17 protein-coding genes and 1 rRNA gene (1 of these 18 running past the window's edge) are annotated in these 20,565 nt (G+C 73.4%); 4 read left to right on the top strand and 14 right to left on the bottom strand.

Annotated elements, in window-relative coordinates; genetic code table 11:
- Together OHA55_RS17750 and OHA55_RS17745 are read right to left on the bottom strand one after the other, a co-directional pair.
- Positions 1-237 (bottom strand): 16S ribosomal RNA (locus OHA55_RS17750); it reaches 1,289 nt to the left of the window's first position.
- A 637-nt stretch (positions 238-874) separates the two neighbouring features.
- A complete protein-coding gene (locus OHA55_RS17745) occupies positions 875-1,891 on the bottom strand; it encodes a GlxA family transcriptional regulator (RefSeq protein ID WP_266707441.1) in 1,017 nt (338 codons plus the stop codon).
- Between the two features lie 74 nt (positions 1,892-1,965).
- Between OHA55_RS17745 and OHA55_RS17740 the strand changes: the two genes are divergently transcribed.
- Positions 1,966-2,553: a cysteine hydrolase family protein gene (locus OHA55_RS17740; RefSeq protein WP_266707439.1), complete on the top strand. Its 588-nt coding sequence runs from the start codon at positions 1,966-1,968 to the stop codon at positions 2,551-2,553.
- Positions 2,554-2,557: 4 nt separating this feature from the next.
- Here the strand turns inward: OHA55_RS17740 and proC are convergent, their stop codons facing one another.
- From proC to OHA55_RS17710, 6 genes are all read right to left on the bottom strand, one after another.
- Positions 2,558-3,367, bottom strand: coding sequence for a pyrroline-5-carboxylate reductase (gene proC, locus OHA55_RS17735; protein WP_266707437.1), 810 nt, complete (start codon positions 3,365-3,367; stop codon positions 2,558-2,560).
- Positions 3,368-3,496: 129 nt separating this feature from the next.
- Positions 3,497-4,282 (bottom strand): ABC transporter permease, encoded by a 786-nt coding sequence (locus tag OHA55_RS17730; RefSeq protein ID WP_266707435.1) that lies wholly within the window; start codon positions 4,280-4,282, stop codon positions 3,497-3,499.
- Positions 4,279-5,097, bottom strand: coding sequence for an ABC transporter ATP-binding protein (locus OHA55_RS17725; RefSeq protein WP_266707433.1), 819 nt, complete (start codon positions 5,095-5,097; stop codon positions 4,279-4,281). Before OHA55_RS17725 ends, OHA55_RS17730 begins: the two co-directional genes overlap by 4 nt.
- 275 nt (positions 5,098-5,372) lie before the next feature.
- Entirely contained in the window at positions 5,373-6,155 is a 783-nt protein-coding gene (locus OHA55_RS17720; RefSeq protein WP_266707431.1) for a class I SAM-dependent methyltransferase, read from the bottom strand.
- A 103-nt stretch (positions 6,156-6,258) separates the two neighbouring features.
- Positions 6,259-6,783 carry a hypothetical protein gene (locus OHA55_RS17715; RefSeq protein WP_266710758.1) on the bottom strand — a complete coding sequence of 175 codons (525 nt, stop codon included), beginning with the start codon at positions 6,781-6,783 and terminating at the stop codon, positions 6,259-6,261.
- Positions 6,784-6,871: 88 nt separating this feature from the next.
- Positions 6,872-7,168 (bottom strand): SH3 domain-containing protein, encoded by a 297-nt coding sequence (locus tag OHA55_RS17710; protein ID WP_266710756.1) that lies wholly within the window; start codon positions 7,166-7,168, stop codon positions 6,872-6,874.
- 241 nt (positions 7,169-7,409) lie between these two features.
- On the opposite strand from OHA55_RS17710, the gene OHA55_RS17705 reads away from it, so the two are divergent.
- Positions 7,410-9,746 carry a protein kinase gene (locus OHA55_RS17705; RefSeq protein ID WP_266710753.1) on the top strand — a complete coding sequence of 779 codons (2,337 nt, stop codon included), beginning with the start codon at positions 7,410-7,412 and terminating at the stop codon, positions 9,744-9,746.
- Positions 9,747-9,857: 111 nt separating this feature from the next.
- Here the strand turns inward: OHA55_RS17705 and ilvD are convergent, their stop codons facing one another.
- The 4 genes from ilvD to OHA55_RS17685 all read right to left on the bottom strand — a co-directional run bounded on the left by ilvD (position 9,858) and on the right by OHA55_RS17685 (position 14,747).
- Positions 9,858-11,708, bottom strand: a complete 1,851-nt coding sequence (gene ilvD / locus OHA55_RS17700) for a dihydroxy-acid dehydratase (RefSeq protein ID WP_266707429.1) — start codon at positions 11,706-11,708, stop codon at positions 9,858-9,860.
- Positions 11,709-11,963: 255 nt separating this feature from the next.
- Positions 11,964-12,623 (bottom strand): TetR family transcriptional regulator, encoded by a 660-nt coding sequence (locus tag OHA55_RS17695; RefSeq protein ID WP_266707427.1) that lies wholly within the window; start codon positions 12,621-12,623, stop codon positions 11,964-11,966.
- Complete coding sequence (locus OHA55_RS17690; RefSeq protein ID WP_266707425.1) at positions 12,620-13,444, bottom strand: sugar phosphate isomerase/epimerase; 825 nt, start codon at positions 13,442-13,444, stop codon at positions 12,620-12,622. Before OHA55_RS17690 ends, OHA55_RS17695 begins: the two co-directional genes overlap by 4 nt.
- A 346-nt stretch (positions 13,445-13,790) precedes the next feature.
- Positions 13,791-14,747, bottom strand: a complete 957-nt coding sequence (locus tag OHA55_RS17685) for a Ppx/GppA phosphatase family protein (protein ID WP_266707423.1) — start codon at positions 14,745-14,747, stop codon at positions 13,791-13,793.
- Positions 14,748-14,786: 39 nt separating this feature from the next.
- On the opposite strand from OHA55_RS17685, the gene OHA55_RS17680 reads away from it, so the two are divergent.
- Positions 14,787-15,647, top strand: a complete 861-nt coding sequence (locus OHA55_RS17680) for a hypothetical protein (RefSeq protein WP_266707422.1) — start codon at positions 14,787-14,789, stop codon at positions 15,645-15,647.
- 145 nt (positions 15,648-15,792) lie between these two features.
- Here the strand turns inward: OHA55_RS17680 and OHA55_RS17675 are convergent, their stop codons facing one another.
- Together OHA55_RS17675 and OHA55_RS17670 are read right to left on the bottom strand one after the other, a co-directional pair.
- Complete coding sequence (locus tag OHA55_RS17675) at positions 15,793-18,015, bottom strand: hypothetical protein (protein WP_266707421.1); 2,223 nt, start codon at positions 18,013-18,015, stop codon at positions 15,793-15,795.
- A gap of 198 nt (positions 18,016-18,213) precedes the next feature.
- Positions 18,214-19,047 carry a class I SAM-dependent methyltransferase gene (locus OHA55_RS17670; RefSeq protein ID WP_266707419.1) on the bottom strand — a complete coding sequence of 278 codons (834 nt, stop codon included), beginning with the start codon at positions 19,045-19,047 and terminating at the stop codon, positions 18,214-18,216.
- 83 nt (positions 19,048-19,130) lie between these two features.
- Between OHA55_RS17670 and radA the strand changes: the two genes are divergently transcribed.
- Positions 19,131-20,543, top strand: coding sequence for a DNA repair protein RadA (radA, locus tag OHA55_RS17665; protein WP_266707417.1), 1,413 nt, complete (start codon positions 19,131-19,133; stop codon positions 20,541-20,543).
- The last annotated feature ends 22 nt before the right edge of the window (positions 20,544-20,565 follow it).

The raw sequence follows: 20,565 nt of genomic DNA, 5'->3' as shown, positions 1-20,565 counted from the left end.
GATAGGCCGCGGGCTCATCCTTCACCGCCGGAGCTTTTAACCCCGTCCCATGCGGGACAGAGTGTTATCCGGTATTAGACCCCGTTTCCAGGGCTTGTCCCAGAGTGAAGGGCAGATTGCCCACGTGTTACTCACCCGTTCGCCACTAATCCACCCCGAAGGGCTTCATCGTTCGACTTGCATGTGTTAAGCACGCCGCCAGCGTTCGTCCTGAGCCAGGATCAAACTCTCCGTGAATGTTTTCCCGTAATCGGGATCACAACACGAGAGCGGAACGACCAGGTCGGAATATGACCGGTCGTTCACAGCGTCCTCGCTGTTGTTGCCCACCGGACCGTTGAGGCCGGTAGGACTTTTCAAAGGAACCACCAACCTGCCGAAGCAGGCCGGGGTATCAACATATCTGGCGTTGACTTTTGGCACGCTGTTGAGTTCTCAAGGAACGGACGCTTCCTTCGGTCCCGTTTCACCGGGGCCCTCCGGGCGCTTCCCTTCGTTCTTGCGTTTCCGACTCTATCAGACTCTTTCGTGTCCGATTCCCGGTCGAAGCGGGTCAAGCGATTTTCGCTTTCCAGTTCTTCGCTTTCGCGTTTTCCTTTCCGGCGAGTCCGACTCTATCAGATCCTTTCGGGCCTGATTCCCAGTCAGCGGGGCTTGTCTTCCCGGCCGTTGGGCCGTTCCGACGAGTGAGACATTACCGGATCGCCGGGCTCCGACGCTAATCGGGGCTGTTCTCACGAACGGGCAATCCTCATTTCACACAAGCACACGCAAAGGCACACGACAGAAAGTCGGGCCTTGTTGAGTGGTGGTGCGGAATGGCTGTCCGGGGACCGACCGGGGTCGGCGCTCACGTCGAACAACTCGGAGAACACTACTGAGGGGGCCCCTCCGTGTCAACCCTCGGCCGGGCCGGGGTTCGGCGGAAGGCCAGACGGTAGTCACGGGGACTGGTGGCGAGGTGGGAGGCGAAGTGCTGGCGCATCGTGATCTCGCTCCCGAAGCCCGTGCGGCCGGCCACCTCGGGGAGAGGGAGATCGGTGCGCTCCAGAAGCTTCTGGGCTGCCGCGACGCGCTGGGTGATCAGCCAGCGCAGGGGCGTGGTCCCCGTGGTCGCCAGGAAATGGCGGGCGAAGGAACGGGGGGACATTCCGGCGCGGGCGGCGAGGGAGGTCACCGTGTGCGGTTCGTCCAGGTGGCTCAGGGCGTGGGCCCGTACCGCGGCGAGGGTGTCGGCGTCACGGTCGGTGTGCGGGGTGGGCTGTTCGATGAACTGGGCCTGGGTTCCGGTACGGAAGGGGGCCGTGACCATCGAACGGGCGACCGTAGCCGCTGCTTCGGCCCCTTGGGCCGTCCGGACCAGATGGAGGCAGAGGTCGATACCGGCCGCGGTGCCGGCCGACGTCCAGATGCCCCCGTCGTGGAGGAACAGCGCGTCCGGGACCACCGTCACACGGGGATGGCGGGTGCTCAGGAGGTCGGTGAGGTTCCAGTGGGTGACGGCCCGGCGGCCGTCGAGGAGACCCGCCTGGGCGAGGGTGAACGCGCCGCCGCAGAGCGCCGCGATCGGGGTGGCGCGGGCGTGGGCACGGCGGAGGGCATCCAGGACCGGAGAGGGGGCCGGCGTCAGCTGGTCGTCGAGGCCGGGAACGACGATGAGGTCGGCGCGGGGCAGCCAGGCGAGCGTGCGGTCCGGAGTGAGGGAGAGTCCGCCGCGCAGCGCGACCGGGGCCGGGTCGGCGGCGACGCGGCGCAGCTCGAAGGGCGGGACACCGCGGTCGGTACGGTCCACGCCCCAGACCTCCGTGATGACCGAGACGTCGAACGCCCGGACGCCGGGGAACGCGACCAATGCGATGCGGACGGGGGTGGGTGCGAGTCCAGGCGCCATGGTGGCAGTAAAGCATCGATCGATGGCTTTCCGACCTCTGGGCGTCGCGGATGCGGGGCGGCAGCATCGTCCCCATGGAGATGACTCAGAACGCGGCGCTGATCGTGGTGGACGTGCAGGAAGGCTTCGAGGAGCAGGAGTACTGGGGGAAGCGGAACAACCCCGAGGCGGATCGGAACATCGCCGGGCTGATCGACGCGTGGCAGGAGAGCGGGCGCCCGGTCGTGTTCGTACGGCACGACTCGCCGAAGCCGGATTCGCCGCTGCGGCCCGGACACCCGGGGAACGCCTTCAAGGGATACGTGGAGGAGCGGCGGGGAAAGGGCGGCGGGCCCGAGCTGCTTCTGACGAAGACGGTGAATTCCGCCTTCTACGGGACACCCGATCTCAAGGCCTGGCTGGACGAGGCCGGCATAGGGCAGATCGTGGTGGCCGGAATCCAGACCAACATGTGCGTGGAGACGACGGCGCGCATGGGCGGGAACCTCGGATACGAGGTGTTTCTCGCGCTCGACGCGACGTACACCTTCGACGCGGTCGGGCCGTGGGGCTGGGAACTGGCCGCGGACGAGCTGGCGCGAGCCACCGCCGTGACACTGCACAGCGGTGGCTTCGCGAAGGTCGTGGCCGGCGCGGACCTGGTGGCGGCCGCCGGGAGGTGACGGGTCAGCCCTGGCCGGAGGCCAGCTCGCGGCTGCGGTCGCGGGCCGCTTCGAGGGCGGCGATCAGGGCGGCGCGCACCCCGTGGTTCTCCAGCTCGCGGATGGCGCTGATGGTCGTGCCGGCCGGGCTGGTCACCGCCTCGCGGAGCTTCACCGGGTGCTCGCCGCTGTCGCGGAGCATCACCGCGGCGCCGATGGCCGCCTGCACGATGAGGTCGTGGGCCTGGGCGCGCGGGAGGCCGAGCAGGATGCCGGCGTCCGTCATGGCCTCGACCAGGAAGTAGAAGTACGCGGGTCCCGAGCCGGAGAGGGCGGTGGCCGCGTCCTGCTGGGACTCGGGGACCCGCAGCGTCTTGCCGACGCCGCCGAAGATCTCCTCGGTGGTGGCGAGGTGGTCGCCGGTCGCGTGGCTGCCGGCCGACAGGACGGACATCCCCTCGTCCACGAGCACCGGGGTGTTCGGCATGACGCGGACCACCGGGGTGCCGGACGGCAGCCGGTCCTCGATGAACGCCGTGGTGATTCCGGCGGCGGCGCTGATGACGAGGCGGTCGGCGGTGACGTGCGGGCCGAGCTCGTCCAGCAGGGTCCCCATGTCCTGGGGCTTCACCGCGAGGATGAGGATGTCCGCGTTCTTGGCCGCATCCGCGTTGCCGACCGGCTCGACGCCGTACCGGGTCCGCAGTTCCTCGGCGCGCTCGGCGCGGCGGCTGGTGACCAGCAGGTTCTCCGGACGCCAGCCGGCCCGGATCATTCCGCTGAGGAGCGCCTCGCCGATCTTGCCGGTGCCGAGGACTGCGACTGTCTGGGTCATGCGGTTCACCCTCCGGGCTGTGCTCACGGTTCTCGGCGCGCGGTGTGCTCCGGGCTCCGTCCCGTGCTCGTCGCGGTCATCCTCGCACCGGGCCGGGGCGGAGCCGCCGGAGTGACCGCCCGTCGGACATCAGGCGGTACGGCGGCGGAGGGTGGCCGCTCCCAGGCCGAGTACCAGCAGGGCGCAGCCCGCGACGACGGCCACGTCCCGCACGAAGTCGCCGGTGACGTCGGAGTGGTGGAGTACCTGGTTCATGCCGTCCACCGCGTACGACATGGGGAGGACGTTCGAGATCGCCTCCAGGACGGGCTGCATCCGGTCGCGCGGGGTGAAGAGGCCGCAGAGCAGGAGCTGGGGGAAGATCACCGCCGGCATGAACTGGACCGCCTGGAACTCGGACGCCGCGAAGGCCGAGACGAACAGCCCCAGCGCCGTACCGAGAAGGGCGTCGAGCAGCGCCACCAGCATCAGCAGCCAGGGCGAGCCGACGACGTCGAGGCCGAGGAGCCAGACGGAGACCGCGGTGGCGAGCAGGGACTGGACCACGGCGATCACACCGAAGGCGAGGGCGTAGCCGGCGATCAGGTCGCCCTTGCCGAGCGGCAGGGCGAGGAGGCGTTCCAGCGTCCCGGAGGTGCGTTCGCGCAGGGTGGCGATCGACGTCACGAGGAACATCGTGATGAGCGGGAAGATCCCGAGCAGCGAGGCGCCGATGGAGTCGAAGGTCCGCGGACTGCCGTCGAAGACGTACCGGAGCAGGACGATCATCACGACGGGGATCACCAGCAGCAGCGCGATGGTGCGGGGGTCGTGACGGAGCTGCCGCAGCACGCGGCCCGCGGTGGCGAGGCTGCGGGCCGGGGTGAGGGGCCGGGCCGGTGCGGGGGCGGTCTCCGGAAAGGTGTCGCTGCTCATCGCACGGCCTCCTCGGGCCGGGCGGACGCCTCGTCGACGAGGCGGAGGAAGGCCTCCTCCACGGTGGTGCTCGCGGTGCGGGTACGCAGTTCCTCCGGGGTCCCGGTGGCGAGGAGGGCGCCCTCGCGCATCAGCAGCAGCCGGTGGCAGCGCTCGGCCTCGTCCATGACGTGGGAGGAGACCAGGATCGTGGTGCCCCGGTCGGCGGCGAGGGCGTGGAAGAGGTTCCACAGGTCGCGGCGGAGGACGGGGTCGAGTCCGACGGTCGGTTCGTCCAGGACGAGGAGTTCGGGCTCCCCGAGCAGGGCGACGGCGAGGGAGACGCGGCTGCGCTGGCCGCCGGAGAGCCTGCCCGCCAAGGCGTCGGCGTGGCTGCGGAGGTCGACGTCGTCGATGGCGCGGGTGACGGCCTCGCGGCGGGTGGTGCGGTGCGCGCGGCCGGGGAGGAGCACGGCCGCGAAGTAGTCCAGGTTCTGGCGGACCGTGAGGTCGGTGTAGACGGACGGGGCCTGGGTGACGTACCCGACGCGGGAGCGCAGGCCCGGGTGTCCCGCGGGGGCGCCGAGGACGTCGAGCGCACCGGTGACCTGGGCCTGGGTGCCGACGATCGCGCGCATCAGGGTGCTCTTGCCGCAGCCGGAGGGGCCGAGGAGTCCGGTGATCCTGCCGGGTTCGACGGTGAAGCCGAGGCCGCGCAGCACGGTGCGGTCGCCGCGTACGACGGTGAGTCCCTCGGCGTGGACGGCGGCGGTCGCGGGGGCTCCGGACGGCGGTGGCGCGGGGTCCGGTCCGGCGGTGCGCTGATTATTCATCATGCGATGAATATGCTCTGCGGCGGCCCCCGCGTCAAGGCATGCGAAAGCCCGGAGTCGCGGGAATCCCACGTCTCCGGGCCGGGTACTGACGGGCCGTCGGGCGCCGGACGGCGGGTGGTGGACGGCGGGTGGTGGACGGCGGACAGCGAGTGGTGGACGGCGGGTGGCGAAAGCCAGACGGTGGCGGCCGCCAGACGGTGGCGGCCGCCAGACGGTGGCGGCCGCCAGACGGTGGCGGCCGTCAGACGGTGGCGGCCGTCAGACGGTGGCGGCCGTCAGACGGTGGTGGTCGTCAGGTCGACCACGTACCGCTCCTCGACCGCGCCGTCGGGGAAGAGCTCCCGCAGGCGGTCGCCCTCCTCGGCGAAGAACCGGCGGTCGCGCTCGGCGTGCTCGCCGCCGCGCACCAGGAACGCGGAGTGGCCGGCGAGGTTGTCCAGGTGGGTGGCGACGCTCACCCGGCGGGCCCAGGGCAGCCGCCGCGAGACGGTCCCCTTTTCGGGCAGGCCCACGGCACGGGACGCGGTACCAGGGGCGGGGGTGCCGTGGACGCCGTGGTCCGCGCCCAGGTGGCGGCGGATGCGGGCGTTCTGCTCGGCGACCCAGGGGGCCCGGTGGTCGGCGACGTTCCACCAGAGCGCGAGGACCCCGCCGGGGCGCAGCACGCGGGCGGCCTCCGGCCAGGAGCGCGCGGGGTCGGTCCAGTGCCAGGACTGGGCGTACGTGACGAGGCCTGCGGAATCGTCGGCGAGCGGGAGGCGGTTGCCGTCCCCGCGCACCACCGGCACCTCGGGCAGGGACCGGCGCAGTTCGGCGGCCATTCCCTCGCCCGGTTCGACGGCGACGACGTGGGCGCCGCGCCGGACCAGTTCACGGGTGGCGATGCCGGTGCCCGCCCCCACGTCGACCGCGCGCAGCGTGTCCAGCGTGCGCCCGGCCGCCTCCTCCAGGGCCACGAACACCTCCGGCGGGTAGCCGGGACGGGCGGCGGCGTACAGGGCGGCGGCCCCGCTGAAGGAGAGGGCCCGCGAAGGGCCGGCGGACGGGGTGGTCGGCATGCGGCACGTCCTTCGTCGAAGGCGGAGTCGGAGACGGAAGCGCGGTGCGGTGCGGTGCGCCCGGGCGGCGGGGCCCGGAGCCGAGAGCCGTCCGGCGCGCCGCCTACTTGCCCCGACGGGTCTTGCGGGCGGCCGGGTTCCCGGTGCGGGTCGTGCGGCGCTTGGTGTAGCGGGCGAGGGCGGTCTCGTACTCGGCGCGCAGCAGCGTCTCGCCGGGCGCTTCGCGGAGCGAGCGGACGAAGTACGCCAGCAGCGAGCCGACGAAGCCGATCGTCTTGAGGCCCCGCAGGTTGTCCTCGCGGCCGGGGTCCGCCGGGCGGCTGCGGAAGCCCTCCCAGGTCTTGCGGTACGCGATGGCGCTGCACACGGCGAACATCAGCACGACCAGGATGTTCAGGAAGCTGCCGATCGCGGCGACTTCCAGGCCGCTGAAGGCGAAGCGCAGGACCACGCAGGAGGCGACGGCGGCGGCCAGCGATCCGGCCGCGACGCCGACGCGACGCAGCGTGTACCCGCCGTCGTGGTCGAGCCAGGTGGTGCCGAAGAAGCGGAGTGTCTCCGGCTGCGGGCCGGGTGCCGTTCCGCCGCGCGGGCTCGCGCCGGTCGTTCCGTCGGTTCCGGTGGTCACGCTGTTCTCGCTCACGCCGTCGATTATTCCGCGTGGCCCGGACGGCGGGGTGCCCCCACGCCCCGCCGTCCGGGCCGGCCGCGACGGCTCAGGCGCAGCGGCTCGCGACCCAGCCGTCGCTGCCGGTGTGCACGTACGCGTCGGACACGTACTCTCCGTTCGCGATGCAGTCCCAGAGGTTCGAGGAGCCATAGGGGCCGGTGACCCGCTCGCCCGTCTTCTGGCAGAAGATCGGCACGGACATCCCGTACGGCATCAGCCGGACGATGGGGTATTCGGTGCCCGGTCCGGTGCGGACGTTGACGCGGTAGCCCGGGGCGATCGGGTAGCGGGCGACCTCGTACGAGGCGAGCGTCGCGGTGCCGGCCACCGGCTCGACGGCCAGGGTCTTCGCCGTCTCCGGTACGACCGGTACCTGCTCCTGGAGCGTGTCCACCGCACTCCCGGAGTCGGCTTCGTCCGATGGGGCGGTTGCTTCGGTGGTGTTCTCTTCGACGGCCATACGGCCCTCCCCCGGGTCTGATCGGTACAGGTGACGCGCAGGCTAACAACCCTTGCGCCGTACGGACGAAGCATCGAATAGGCTCCGTGCGTCGCGCTTGCGGTCGAACACACGGGGGTGGGTGATGGCGCCGCTGCGGGAAGCCGGGTCGGGTCCGGAAGCGGAACATCCCGAGTACGCCGGCCGATACCGCCTGGAGGGGCGCCTCGGCGAAGGCGGCATGGGTGTGGTGCACCTCGCCACGTCTGCCTCCGGGCTCCCTCTGGCGATCAAGATCGTGCATCGGAGTTACGCGGCGGACCCCGAGTTCCGGGCGCGTTTCCGGCAGGAGGTCGCGGCCGCCCGGCGGGTCAGCGGAGCCTTCACGGCGCCGGTCGTCGACGCCGATCCGGCCGCCGCGCTGCCTTGGATGGCGACGCTGTACGTGCCCGGCCCGACGCTCTCCGCCCAGGTGAAGCGGAATGGTCCGATGAGCCCGGCGCAACTGCGACGCCTCACCGCCGGACTCGCCGAGGCCTTGCGGGACATCCACCGGGCGGGGGTCATCCACCGCGATCTGAAGCCGAGCAACGTGCTGCTGCCGGACTCCGGGCCGAAGGTCATCGACTTCGGGATCTCCCGTCCGTACGACAGCGAACTGCGTACGGAAACGGGGAAGCTGATCGGCTCGCCGCCCTACATGGCGCCCGAGCAGTTCCAGCGTCCGCGTGAGGTGGGACCGGCCGCCGACGTGTTCGCGCTGGGCGCGGTGCTGGTCCACGCGGCTACCGGACGCGGGCCGTTCGACTCGGACAGCCCGTACCTCGTGGCCTACCAGGTGGTGCACGACGAAGCCGATCTGACCGGGGTGCCCGCCGACCTCACCGCGCTCGTGGCGCAGTGCCTGGCGAAGGACCCGGCGCAGCGGCCGACCCCGGACGAGATCATGGCGGCGCTGCTGCCGCCGTCGTACGACGCGGCGGCCTTCGTGCCGGCCCAGCGGCGCCCGGTGCCCGGGGAATCCCGGGCCGGAGGGAACCCGGAGCGGCCGTCGGAGGACACGGCGTCCCCCACGCCCACGCGGGAGCGGGGCGGTGCCCGAGGCACCGGGGCTCCGGGTGCCGAGGCCCCGCAGGACGTCGCCCCGGCAGGGCCGTCTCCCTCCGCCGGGACGACCCACGTACGGGACCTGCCCGCCCCACCGGACCGTGCACCGGTGGCCGGGCGACGGCCGACACGCCGCGCGCGGTGGGTGGCCGGCGCGGCGGCGCTGCTGACGCTCGCCACGGGGGGCGCGGTGTACGCGGAGGTGGGCGCGGGCACGCCACCGGACCGGGCGGCGGTGCCGGACGGCGCGGCGCCGGGCACGGTAGCCGCCTTCGTCCCGTGGCGGACCGTCCTGCCGGGAGCGGCGGGCTCGATCCCGTACTGCTTCACGACGGCCGCGTCCGGCGGCGGGGGCACCGCGCCTCCGGCCGCCGGGGGTACGCACGAGCCCTCGCTCTACTGCTCGGCACCCGGCTACGGCATCGCCCGCCTCGACCCCGTGGACGGGCACACCCTCTGGTCGCACCGGGACTCCTCGTACAAGGGGGAGGCGCTCGCCCCGGGCGGTCGTGCCGTCCTGGTCGACGAGCCGGGCGGGGCTCTCCGGGCTTACGGCTCCGAGGACGGTGAGCAGCTCTGGTCGACGGACAGTCCCCCGGCCACCGGCAGCCTCCGGAGCACCGGGAACACGCTGCTCCGCCTCGGCGGCGGGGGCGCCGCCGAGGGGCTCGACTCCGGGACGGGGGCGGTGCGCTGGAGCGAACGACTCGCGGGGCACACGCTGCCGACCTTCGGCTTCCACGACCCTGCGACCGGGGTCGCCTATCTCTACGAGAACGCGCCGGACCGGGACACCACCCTCGTCACGGCGATCGACCCGACGACGGGGGGCCTCCGGTGGCAGCGGCGGCTGGACGGCATGCTGACGCCCGTCGGTGTGTCGGAAGGGGCGCTGATCCTGAAGGCGACGGGAGAGGACTCGGCGACGGACGCTCTGGTGCGGTACGACCCCGGAGGAGGGACGGCGCAACGGATTCCGCTGCCGTTCCGGATGACGGGAGCGAACATCGTCGTCGGCGGTGACACCGCCTATCTGCTCGCGCCCGGCGGCGCCGTCGTTGCCCTGCGGACCCGCGCCGCGGCGGACGGCGGCAGCGCCGAACGGTGGCGGCTGGAGACCGGGGTGGGTCTGTCGTCGCTCCCTGTCACGGCGGCGGACGACCGTCTGTACTTCACGGCGGCGGACGGGCGGCTCCTCGCCGTGGACACCCGGCGGGGCACCCTGCTCGGGCAGACGGCCCCCCGGCTGGGGTCGGGGGAGCTCGCGACGACCTCCTGGCCGGCCGAGCCCGTACCGGTCGGCGGGCACGTCGTCGGCACCGCGCCGGACGGCTCCGTCTTCGCGGTGGACGGGAGCGATCCGGGCTCCTGGTGAGGCGCGGGCCGCGGGTCCGGTGCCCCTCGCGGGACCTGAGAAACCCCGGACACGGGACCGCCCGGCCCCCCTCGCAGGGCGGCCGGGCGGTTCGTCGCGTCGTACGAGCGGTCAGCCGAGCTTGGAGACGTCGCGCACCGCGCCGCGGTCGGCGCTGGTCGCCATCGCCGCGTACGCCCGCAGCGCGGCCGAGACCTTGCGCTCGCGGTTCTTCGGCGCGTACACGCCGTTCAGCGCCTCGCGGCGGGCGGCCAGTTCGGCGTCCGGGACGAGCAGCTCGATGGAGCGGTTCGGGATGTCGATGCGGATGCGGTCGCCGTCCTCGACCAGCGCGATCGTGCCGCCGGAGGCCGCCTCGGGGGAGGCGTGGCCGATCGACAGGCCCGAGGTACCGCCGGAGAAGCGGCCGTCGGTGATCAGCGCGCAGGCCTTGCCGAGACCGCGGCCCTTCAGGTACGAGGTCGGGTAGAGCATCTCCTGCATGCCGGGGCCGCCCTTGGGGCCCTCGTAGCGGATGACGACCACGTCGCCCTCCGCGACCTGCTTCAGCAGGATCTTCTCGACGGCCTCCTCCTGCGACTCGCAGACGACGGCCGGGCCCTCGAAGGTCCAGATCGACTCGTCGACACCGGCGGTCTTCACGACGCAGCCGTCCACGGCGAGGTTGCCCTTGAGGACGGCGAGGCCGCCGTCCTTGGAGTAGGCGTGCTCGACGTCCCGGATGCAGCCCTCGGCGGCGTCCGTGTCGAGGGTGTCCCAGCGCTCGGACTGCGAGAACGCGGTGGCGGAACGGACGCAGCCGGGGGCGGCGTGCCACAGCTCGACGGCCTCGGGGGCGGGCGAACCACCGCGCACGTCCCAGTTCTTGAGCCAGTCGGCGAGGGAGGCGGAGTGGACGGAGTGGACGTCCTCGTTGAGGAGCCCGCCGCGGTGCAGCTCGCCCAGGATCGCGGGGATGCCACCGGCGCGGTGGACGTCCTCCATGTAGTACGTGCGGTTCTTGCCGACGTTCGGCGCGACCTTGGCGAGGCAGGGGACGCGGCGCGAGATCGCGTCCATCTCCGGGAGTCCGAAGTCGAGTTCGGCTTCCTGGGCGGCGGCGAGGAGGTGCAGGATCGTGTTGGTGGAGCCGCCCATGGCGATGTCGAGGGCCATGGCGTTCTCGAACGCGGCGCGGCTCGCGATGGCGCGGGGCAGGACGGTCGCGTCGTCCTGCTCGTAGTGGCGCTTGGTGATCTCGACGATCGTGCGGCCGGCGTTCTCGTAGAGGGCGCGGCGGGCGGTGTGGGTGGCGAGCGTCGAGCCGTTGCCCGGCAGCGCGAGGCCGATGGCCTCGGCGAGGCAGTTCATGGAGTTGGCCGTGAACATGCCCGAACACGAGCCGCAGGTGGGACAGGCGTTCTCCTCGATACGGAGCATGTCCGCGTCGGAGATCTTGTCGTTGACGGCCTCGGACATGGCGTCGACGAGGTCGAGCGTACGGACGGTGCCGTCGACCAGCGTCGCCTTGCCGGACTCCATCGGACCGCCGGAGACGAAGATCGTCGGGATGTTGAGGCGGAGGGCCGCCATCAGCATGCCGGGCGTGATCTTGTCGCAGTTGGAGATGCAGATCAGCGCGTCCGCGCAGTGCGCCTCGACCATGTACTCGACGGAGTCGGCGATCAGGTCGCGCGAGGGCAGGCTGTAGAGCATGCCGCCGTGGCCCATCGCGATGCCGTCGTCCACGGCGATCGTGTTGAACTCGCGCGGCACCGCGCCCGCGGCCTGGATCGCCTCGGAGACGATCCGGCCGACCGGGGCGAGGTGGGTGTGGCCCGGGACGAATTCGGTGAAGGAGTTCGCGACGGCGATGATCGGCTTGCCGATGTCCTCGCTCGCTACGCCCGACGCCCGCATGAGGGCGCGCGCGCCCGCCATGTTGCGACCGTGGGTGACAGTGCGGGACCTCAGCTGCGGCATCGTCGCTCGCTCCTTCGACAGGTAAAGAAAGACTGTCTACTTCGACGGAAAAGACTTTTCCGAGCGTACGCCCCGACTCCAGGATCTGGACAGCCTGTCCGGATAGCGGGACGCGCTGCCCACGGAGCGGTCGGCGCCGTGAGTACGGCGGGGGCCGGCGGGGGCCGGCGGGGGCGCTCCGGACGGGCCGTCGCCGGTCACCCCGGCCGACCCTCCGCACCGCCGTCGCCCGTCATCCGCACGGGCCGTCGCCGGTCATCCGTACGGGCCGTCCTCGGCGAGATAGCGCTGGATGCTGGGCGCCACGAGGGCGACGATCCGCTCCGGGTCCGCCGAGGCGAGCGGCTCGGTCCGTACGACGTACCGCAGCATGGCGATGCCGATCATGTGCGAGGCGGCCACCTCGGCGCGGAAGGTCGGGTCGGGTACGTGCAGCTCCGCCGCGATCCGCTCCAGCAGCCGGCCCAGTACGAAAGTGCGCAGCACCTCGGCCGCCGCCTCGTGGGTGAGCGCGGAACGGACGATGGCCAGCAGCGGCGCCCGGCTGACCGGGTTCTCCCACACGGAGATGAAGTAGCGCGCCATCCGCTCGCCCACCCCCTCGACCGGACCGCCCAGGATCTGCGGGATGACCAGGGCGGGCTCGAAGGAGAGCTCCACGGCCGCCGCGAACACCTCGTCCTTCGTCCCGAAGTAGTGGTGGACCAGCGCCGCGTCGACCCCGGCCGCGCGGGCGATGGCGCGCATCGACGCCTTGTCGTAGCCGCGCTCGGCGAACTCGGTACGGGCCGCCTCAAGGATGCGGGCCCTGGAGTCCGGGCCGCCCTGACCGGCGGCACGCGGGGGACGGCCCCGGCGACGCGGAGCGGCGGGCTCCTGCGGGGTGGGACGGGCCGGGGTGGAACGCGAGGTCACGGCCCGGGCGTCCGCTTGGCCGAGGCGAGGTGGAGCCGGGTGAAGGCGAGCGCCTCGGCAAGGTCCGCCTCGCGTTCGGCGGAGGACATGGCCCGGCGGGTGTTGACCTCCAGGACGACGTGCCCGTCGAAGCCCGTACGCGCCAGCCGCTCCAGCAGCTCCGCGCAGGGCTGGTCCCCCCGGCCGGGAACCAGGTGCTCGTCCTTGCCGGAGCCCTTGCCGTCCGCGAGGTGGACGTGGGCGAGCCGGTCGCCCATGCGGTCGACCATCGCGAGCCCGTCCGTGCGGGCCGTGGAGGTGTGCGAGAGGTCGACCGTGAAGTGGCGGTAGTCGTCGTGGGTGACGTCCCAGTCGGGGGCGTACGCGAGCATCTCGCGGTCCCGGTAGCGCCACGGGTACATGTTCTCGACGGCGAACCGGACGTCGGTCTCGTTCGCCATCCGCCAGATCCCGTCGACGAAGTCGCGGGCGTAGTGGCGCTGCCACCGGAACGGCGGGTGGACCACGACGGCGGAGGCGCCGAGCCGCTCGGCCGCGGACCTGGCCCGCTGGAGCTTGACCCACGGATCCGTGGACCAGACCCGCTGGGTGATCAGCAGACAGGGCGCGTGCACCGCGAGGATCGGAACCTGGTGGTAGTCGGAGAGGCGGCGCAGCGCCTCGATGTCCTGGCTGACCGGATCGGTCCACACCATGACCTCGACACCGTCGTACCCCAGGCGCGCGGCGATCTCGAAGGCCGTCGCCGTCGACTCCGGATAGACCGAGGCCGTCGACAGGGCGACCTTCGCATCGGGGATGCGCACCGCTGGATCTGCCACCTGGACAGCGTACGGGCCCGGCGGCGCGCCGCCGAGAGGGCGGGAGAGAAAGTGAGAAGGGCCATGAGCAGCCGTGGACGGCCGCGGGCGCATGCGAGCCCGTGGACGGATGCCGGCGGCAGCGGACGGGCACGGGGGCCGTGGACGATGCCGACGGCCGTGGACGGATACGGGGGCCGTGGACGATGCCGACGGCGGTGGACGGATACGGGGGCCGTGGACGATGCCGACGGCCGTGGACGGATACGGGGCCGCGGGGCTACCGACGGCGGTCCGTGGCCGCCCTCCCCACAGCCGCCCCGCCGCGGCCGGTCCCGCCGTGGCCGGTCCCGCCGTGGCGGGTCCGTCAGCTCAGCGCGATCCGCTCCGCCGGGAGGTGGTCGAGGCGGCGCAGGATGACGCCCTCGCGGAGCGCCCAGGGGCAGATCTCCAGCTCGGTGATCCCGAAGAGGTCCATCGTGCCCTCGGCCACGAGCGCACCGGCGAGCAGCTGGCCCGCCCGGCCGGGGGAGACGCCGGGGAGGTGGCCGCATTCCTCGGCGGTCATCATCGCCAGCTTGGGGACCCACTCCTCCAGGGCGGCCGCGGAGAGCGTCCGCTGGGTGTACAGCCCCTCCGTGGAGCGGGCCGCCCCGGCTATCCGGGCGAGCTGCTTGAAGGTCTTCGAGGTGGCGACCACGCGGTCGGGCCTGCCGTGGCGGCTGAAGTCCCCGACGGTGCTGGCGATCCTGGCGCGTACGTACCGGCGCAGCTCGCGCACCTCGGCCGCACCGGCCGGACGGGCGGGGTCGCCGGGCAGCCAGGCGGCGGTGAGGCGGCCCGCGCCGAGCGGCAGCGACACGGCCGCCGCGGGCTCCTCGTCCAGCCCGAGGGCGATCTCCAGCGAGCCGCCGCCGATGTCGAGCAGCAGGAGCTTCCCCGCCGACCAGCCGAACCAGCGGCGGGCGGCCAGGAAGGTCAGCCGCGCCTCCTCCTCGCCGCTGAGGACGGCGAGGTCGACGCCGGTCTCGGCACGCACCCGGCCCAGTACGTCGTCGGCGTTGGTGGCGTCGCGCACCGCCGAGGTGGCGAACGCCAGCACCTCCTCGCACCCCTTGTCCTCGGCGGCCTGGACCGCCGAGGCCACCGTGGCGACCAGCCGGTCGACGCCCTCGGGGCCGATCGCCCCGTCCGCGTCGAGCAGCTGGGCGAGGCGGAGCTCCACCTTGTGCGAGTGCGCGGGCAGCGGACGGGCGCCGGGATGGGCGTCCATCACCAGCAGATGAACCGTGTTCGACCCCACGTCGAGGACTCCGAGTCTCATACCCGGAACGCTACGCCGAAAGGGACTTACTCTTGGCGCGTGTCAAAGACGAACAAGGCGAAGCCGGGCAAAGCGACGAAGAAGCCTCGAACCAATCAGGATCAGAATCAGGAGAGTCAGCGGACGGAAAAGAACGGACCGGACCGGTCCGACGAGAAGGGCATCGATTTTCCCCGCGCGTGGGTGGAGTTCCCGGACCCCGCCGACGACGAGCAGGTGTTCCGCTGTGACCTGACGTGGCTGACCTCCCGGTGGAGCTGCATCTTCGGCAGCGGCTGCCAGGGCATCCAGGCGGGCCGCGCGGACGACGGCTGCTGCACCCTGGGCGCCCACTTCTCCGACGAGGACGACGAGAAGCGGGTGGCCGGTCACGTCGAGCGGCTGACCCCGGAGATGTGGCAGTTCCACGACGTCGGCACCTCGACGGGGTGGGTCGGCGTCGACGACGACGGTGAGCGCCAGACGCGCCGCTGGAAGGGCTCCTGCATCTTCCAGAACCGTCCCGGCTTCGCCGGTGGCGCGGGCTGTTCGCTGCACATCCTCGCCCTGAAGGAGGGCAAGGAGCCGCTGGAGACCAAGCCGGACGTCTGCTGGCAGCTCCCGGTCCGGCGTACGTACGACTGGATCGACCGCCCCGACGACACCCGGGTCCTCCAGATCTCCATCGGCGAGTACGACCGCCGGGGCTGGGGCCCGGGCGGTCACGACCTGCACTGGTGGTGCACCTCCGCCACCTCCGCGCACGGCGCGGGCGACCCGGTCTACGTGACGTACCGCCCCGAGCTCACCGAGCTGATGGGCAAGGAGGCGTACGAGAAGCTGGTCGAGCTCTGCGAGCAGCGGCTCGCCTCGCTGCTGCCGATGGCCCCGCACCCGGCGGACCCGGTGGCGAAGGCCTGAGGCCGGTACCCGCGTGCCGGGGGTGCGGCCGGGCGCGTCCCGCTCCGGCCTTCCCGCGTGCGCGGGTGAGGGCGGGCGCGGGTGAGGGCGGGGGCCCGCCTGCCACCCCGGCGGTCCCCGCACCTGCGGCCAGGGGCCCCGCGTCTCACCCCGCCGGCGCCGGCTCGCCGGTGCCGGCGGGCGGGGCGGACGGGTCCGGCGCATGGGGCGGTGGCTGGTCCGGTGACCGGTCGGGCGGGGCCGGTTCGGTCGGGCCCGGTGTGGCCGACGGGCCGGGCGTACCGGTCGTACCGGGCGTACCGGTCGTACCGCTGGAGCCGGTCGGGCCCGGCGACGGGCTCTGTGGCGGTGCCGTGGAGTCCGCCGGCTCGGGGGTCACCCTGGCCGACGCCGCGTGGACGGGCTCGGACGCCTCGGGTGCGGCGGGTCCGGGCGGGGCGGCGGGCGCCACGGGGTGCAGCGGCCGTCCGGCCGGGAAGCCGGTGAACGCGGGGGTGCGGCCGCGCCCCTCGATCCGTACGTGCTGGGACCCGGGCGCCAGGACGACCCGGGCACGCCAGGGGTGGCGCGGCTCCCGCGACCGGTCCACCTGGACGTGCACGGTGACGCTCTCCCCCGCCGCGAGCGTGCCCGAGGAACGGCTGAGCCGCAGCCAGCGGGCGTCGGTACGGGCCGCCCAGAGGACGGGCCCGCCCCGGGAGGCCGTCAGCCGGAGGGACGTGACACCGCCGGCGGTCCGGGCGACGGCCGTGAGCGCCCCTGCCCGGCGCGCGCCGGGTCCCGTACTGATCACCTCGGCGGTGACGTCCGGGGCGGGCCCGTCCGTCGCGCCGTCCCGGGCCCCGGCGCGGACGTCCTCGGCGTGCCCGCCGCCGCCCCCGCCTCCGCCGCCGTCCCTGCCGCGGCGGTCGTACCCGCCCCGCCCGTCGTCGCCGCCCCTGGCGTCCGAGAAGGTTCCGGCCGAGTCGCCGACCGCGTCCATCTCCGTCGCGGCGGCCGACGCCCCCTCGTGGCCGTCACCGGCCGACGCTCCCCGGTACGCCGCCGCCCACAGCGCGATGACCGGCGCCGCCACGACCGTCGCCACCACCGTCGTCGTCATGACCCGGGCGCGCAGCCGGTCGCGGCGGGCGGCGTGGTCCTTCGGGTCGAGCGGGTAGCCGGTCCGGTCGAAGCGCGGGGAACCGGCGCGGGAACGCTGGGCGTGCGCCATCGCCACCCGCACCGACGGCCGGGGCGCCTCCACCACGGGCAGTCCCGCGGCGGGGGCGACGGCCACGCCGGGCCAGGGGCCGGCGGCTCCGGCGCGTTCGGCGGCGCGCCGGCAGCGCGGGCAGTCGTCGACGTGGCGGACGAGCTCACGGCGCAGCGGGGCGGAGAGCAGTGACTGCCGGTTGCCGGTGAGGCTGCGGGCGGCGGAGCAGGTGCCGTCCTCGGCGACGGCGAGCGCGGCCCGGGTCCGCTCGACCTCGCAGGCGGCCGCCGCGAGGAGTTCCCGCGCGGTGGCCGGGTCGAGTCCGAGCACGGAGGCGACGGCGCGGGGGGTGAGCCCGTGCCGTACGGAGAGTTCGAGCGCCTCCCGCTGCTCGGGCGTGGTACCGGCCGCCTCCGGCCAGGCCAGCTGGGCGAGTTCGCGGCGGCGCGCCTCGGACGCGGCGCTCTCCCCCTCGGGCGGAACGGTCGCCTCCTCGGGGGTGGCGCGGGCAGGCCGGGCGGTGTCCCCCGTACCCCCCTGCGCCCCCTCCGCGCCCCGATCGGCCGGACGTCCGGGGCCGCCGGGGCCCGGGCCGGTGGCGGTCGCTGGTCCGGTGGCGGTCGCTGGTCCGGTCGCGGGGGCGGCCGCCGGGGTGGGGGCCCGGCCTGTGACGGGCGCCGGGGCGGGGGCTGTTGCCGGGGCGGGGGCGGGTGGCTGTGGCGGGGTGGCCAGGGCGAGGGCGTCCGCGAGGACGGCGCCGCGCTCCTCACGCGCCCCGCGGCCGAAGTCCCTGGGCGTCCTGCGGTGGGCCTGACGCCCGCGCTTCCGCTCGGCGAGCACCCGCAGGCACATCCACCTGGCCAGCGCGTACAGCCAGGATTTACGTTCCTCCTGACCCGTGGGGCACCGGCCGTCCTGGCGTTCCGCGACAGCGAGGACGGCTCCCAGCGCCTCCGTGGCCGCCTCGTGGTCGCAGAGCACGGAGAGGCAGTAGGTGAAGAGGCCGTCGAGGTACGGCTCGTAACGTGCGGGCGGTCGCTGCGCCGGGAGGTGGGGGGCGCGACGGTGCGATCGGTGTGCGCCGGTGGTGTGCGTGGGGGGCTCCAGCCTGCTGCTCGTCACCGTGCGACGGTAAGCAGAGGAGGAGGCACCTTTAGCGCCCCTTCCGGACATTTAATCCCTATGGGTGAACGTACCGCTCGAAACGGGACAGGAACCCCCGATTCCGTTGCGTGCGCCGTAGTAAAATGCCGTAGCAAAACACTGCCTACTCCCCACGGGTCCCGACCTGCCGGGACGGGCGCGTGCCGAGAGGCCCACCCGTCCCGAAAGCGCGCAGGCCGCCGGAGACCGCCCGTGCCGCGTCGGGCCCTACAGCACCCGGCCGGACGCCAGCAGTGCGCGGTGCGGGAGCGCCAGCGGCTTCTCGTCCTCGCCGCCCGGGAGCGCGAACTCCGCGCTGAACTCCTCGTAGTGGCGCTTGATCTCCGCCACCGTGGCGGGCGTCTGGGCGGTGACGATGCGGCCGATCGTCGCCACCCCGGACGCGGCCCCGCTCCACCACTCGTCGGCCGTGGCCCGGTGGTCCCAGGCGAGGGCCGTGCAGGAGACGTCCGCCAGTCCGGCTCCCGCCAGCAGCGCGGCGAGGCCTTCGGGGGTCTGCTCGAACGCCTCCTCGGGGGCGAGCGGGGGCACCTCCGGCGGGCGGAGGGCTCCGGCGGCGGCGACCGCCCGGCCCAGCAGCCGCTGGCCGGTCCCGGCGTCTGCGCCCCAGATGGTGACGGCTATCCGCCCGCCGGGGCGGGTCACCCGGCGCAGTTCGGCGAGCGCCTTGCGGGGGCGCCCGACGTGGTTGAGGACGAAGTTGGCGGCCACCGCGTCGAACTCGCCGTCCGCGAAGGGCAGCTCGGGCAGGAGCGCGACGCGCACGTCGGCCGCCGGGGCCGCCTCGGTGGCGCTCTTCACCATGTCCGGTTCCGCGTCCACGGCCGTGACCACCGCGCCCCTGGTACACGCGGCCACGGCCACCGCCCCGGTGCCGGTGCCCACGTCCAGGACACGGGTGCCCCCGCTCACCCCCGCCGCGTCCAGCAGGTCGGGCACGGTACGGGCGCAGAGCCGGGCGAAGCTCGCGGCGTAGGCGTCGGCCAGGCCCGCCCACTTCAGGCGCTCGGCCTCGTCGAACGGTGTGGTGTTGCTGGTCATGCGGTCCCCTCCCACGATGGGGCCGCGGTCGCCCGCGGCCTTCCGGAACCCCCATTGTCGTAGCCGGGCTATACGGTGACGCCATGGTTGCCCGTACGAAGTCCACGAAGGACCGTCCGTCCTACCGCTGCACGGAGTGCGGCTGGACGACCGCCAAGTGGCTCGGCCGCTGCCCGGAGTGCCAGGCCTGGGGCACCGTCGAGGAGTTCGGCGGCGCGCCCGCCGTGCGCACCACCGCGGCCGGCCGGGTCTCCACCGCCGCGCTGCCCATCGGCCAGGTGGACAGCCGCCAGGCGACCGCCCGCTCGACCGGGGTCGGCGAGCTGGACCGGGTGCTGGGCGGCGGGCTCGTACCGGGCGCCGTGGTGCTGCTGGCCGGGGAGCCGGGTGTCGGCAAGTCGACCCTGCTGCTCGACGTGGCCGCGAAGGCCGCCAGTGAGGAGCACCGCACCCTCTACGTCACGGCCGAGGAGTCCGCGAGCCAGGTCCGGATGCGCGCGGACCGGATCAGGGCGATCAACGACCACCTCTACCTCGCGGCGGAGACCGACCTCTCGGCCGTGCTCGGCCACCTCGACGCGGTCAAGCCGTCCCTGCTGGTGCTGGACTCGGTACAGACGGTCGCGTCGCCGGAGATCGACGGAGCGCCGGGCGGCATGGCGCAGGTCCGCGAGGTCGCCGGGGCACTCATCCGCGCGTCCAAGGACCGGGGCATGGCGACGCTGCTGGTGGGTCACGTCACCAAGGACGGTGCCATCGCCGGGCCCCGGCTGCTGGAGCACCTGGTCGACGTGGTGCTCTCCTTCGAGGGCGACCGGCACGCGCGGCTGCGGCTGGTGCGTGGTGTCAAGAACCGTTACGGCGCGACCGACGAGGTCGGCTGCTTCGAGCTGCACGACGAGGGGATCACCGGCCTCGCCGATCCGTCCGGTCTCTTCCTGACGCGTCGCGACGAGCCGGTGCCCGGCACCTGTCTGACCGTCACCCTGGAGGGCAAGCGGCCGCTGGTCGCGGAGGTGCAGGCGCTCACGGTCGACTCGCAGATCCCGTCGCCCCGCCGCACCACCTCGGGTCTGGAGACCTCGCGGGTCTCCATGATGCTGGCGGTGCTGGAGCAGCGGGGCCGGATCAGCGCGCTGGGCAAGCGGGACATCTACAGCGCGACGGTGGGCGGGGTGAAGCTCACCGAGCCCGCCGCCGACCTGGCGATCGCGCTGGCGCTGGCGAGCGCCGCGAGCGACACCCCCCTCCCGAAGAACCTGGTCGCCATCGGTGAGGTGGGCCTCGCCGGAGAGGTGCGGCGGGTCACCGGGGTGCAGCGCCGGCTGGCCGAGGCGCACCGCCTCGGGTTCACGCACGCGCTGGTCCCGGGCGATCCGGGGAAGGTCCCCGCCGGTATGAAGGTCACAGAAGTCGCCGACATGGGCGATGCTCTCAGGGTGCTGCCGCGCCGCTCTCGTTCGGAGGCACCACGGGAGGACGGCGCGCGCCGGTAGACTTTGCCCTGGTCTCGCCCGC

This window comes from Streptomyces sp. NBC_00102, assembly GCF_026343115.1.
In the GTDB taxonomy this organism is placed as follows: Bacteria; Actinomycetota; Actinomycetes; order Streptomycetales; family Streptomycetaceae; genus Streptomyces.
This window is presented reverse-complemented; position numbering and strand designations above follow the sequence as displayed.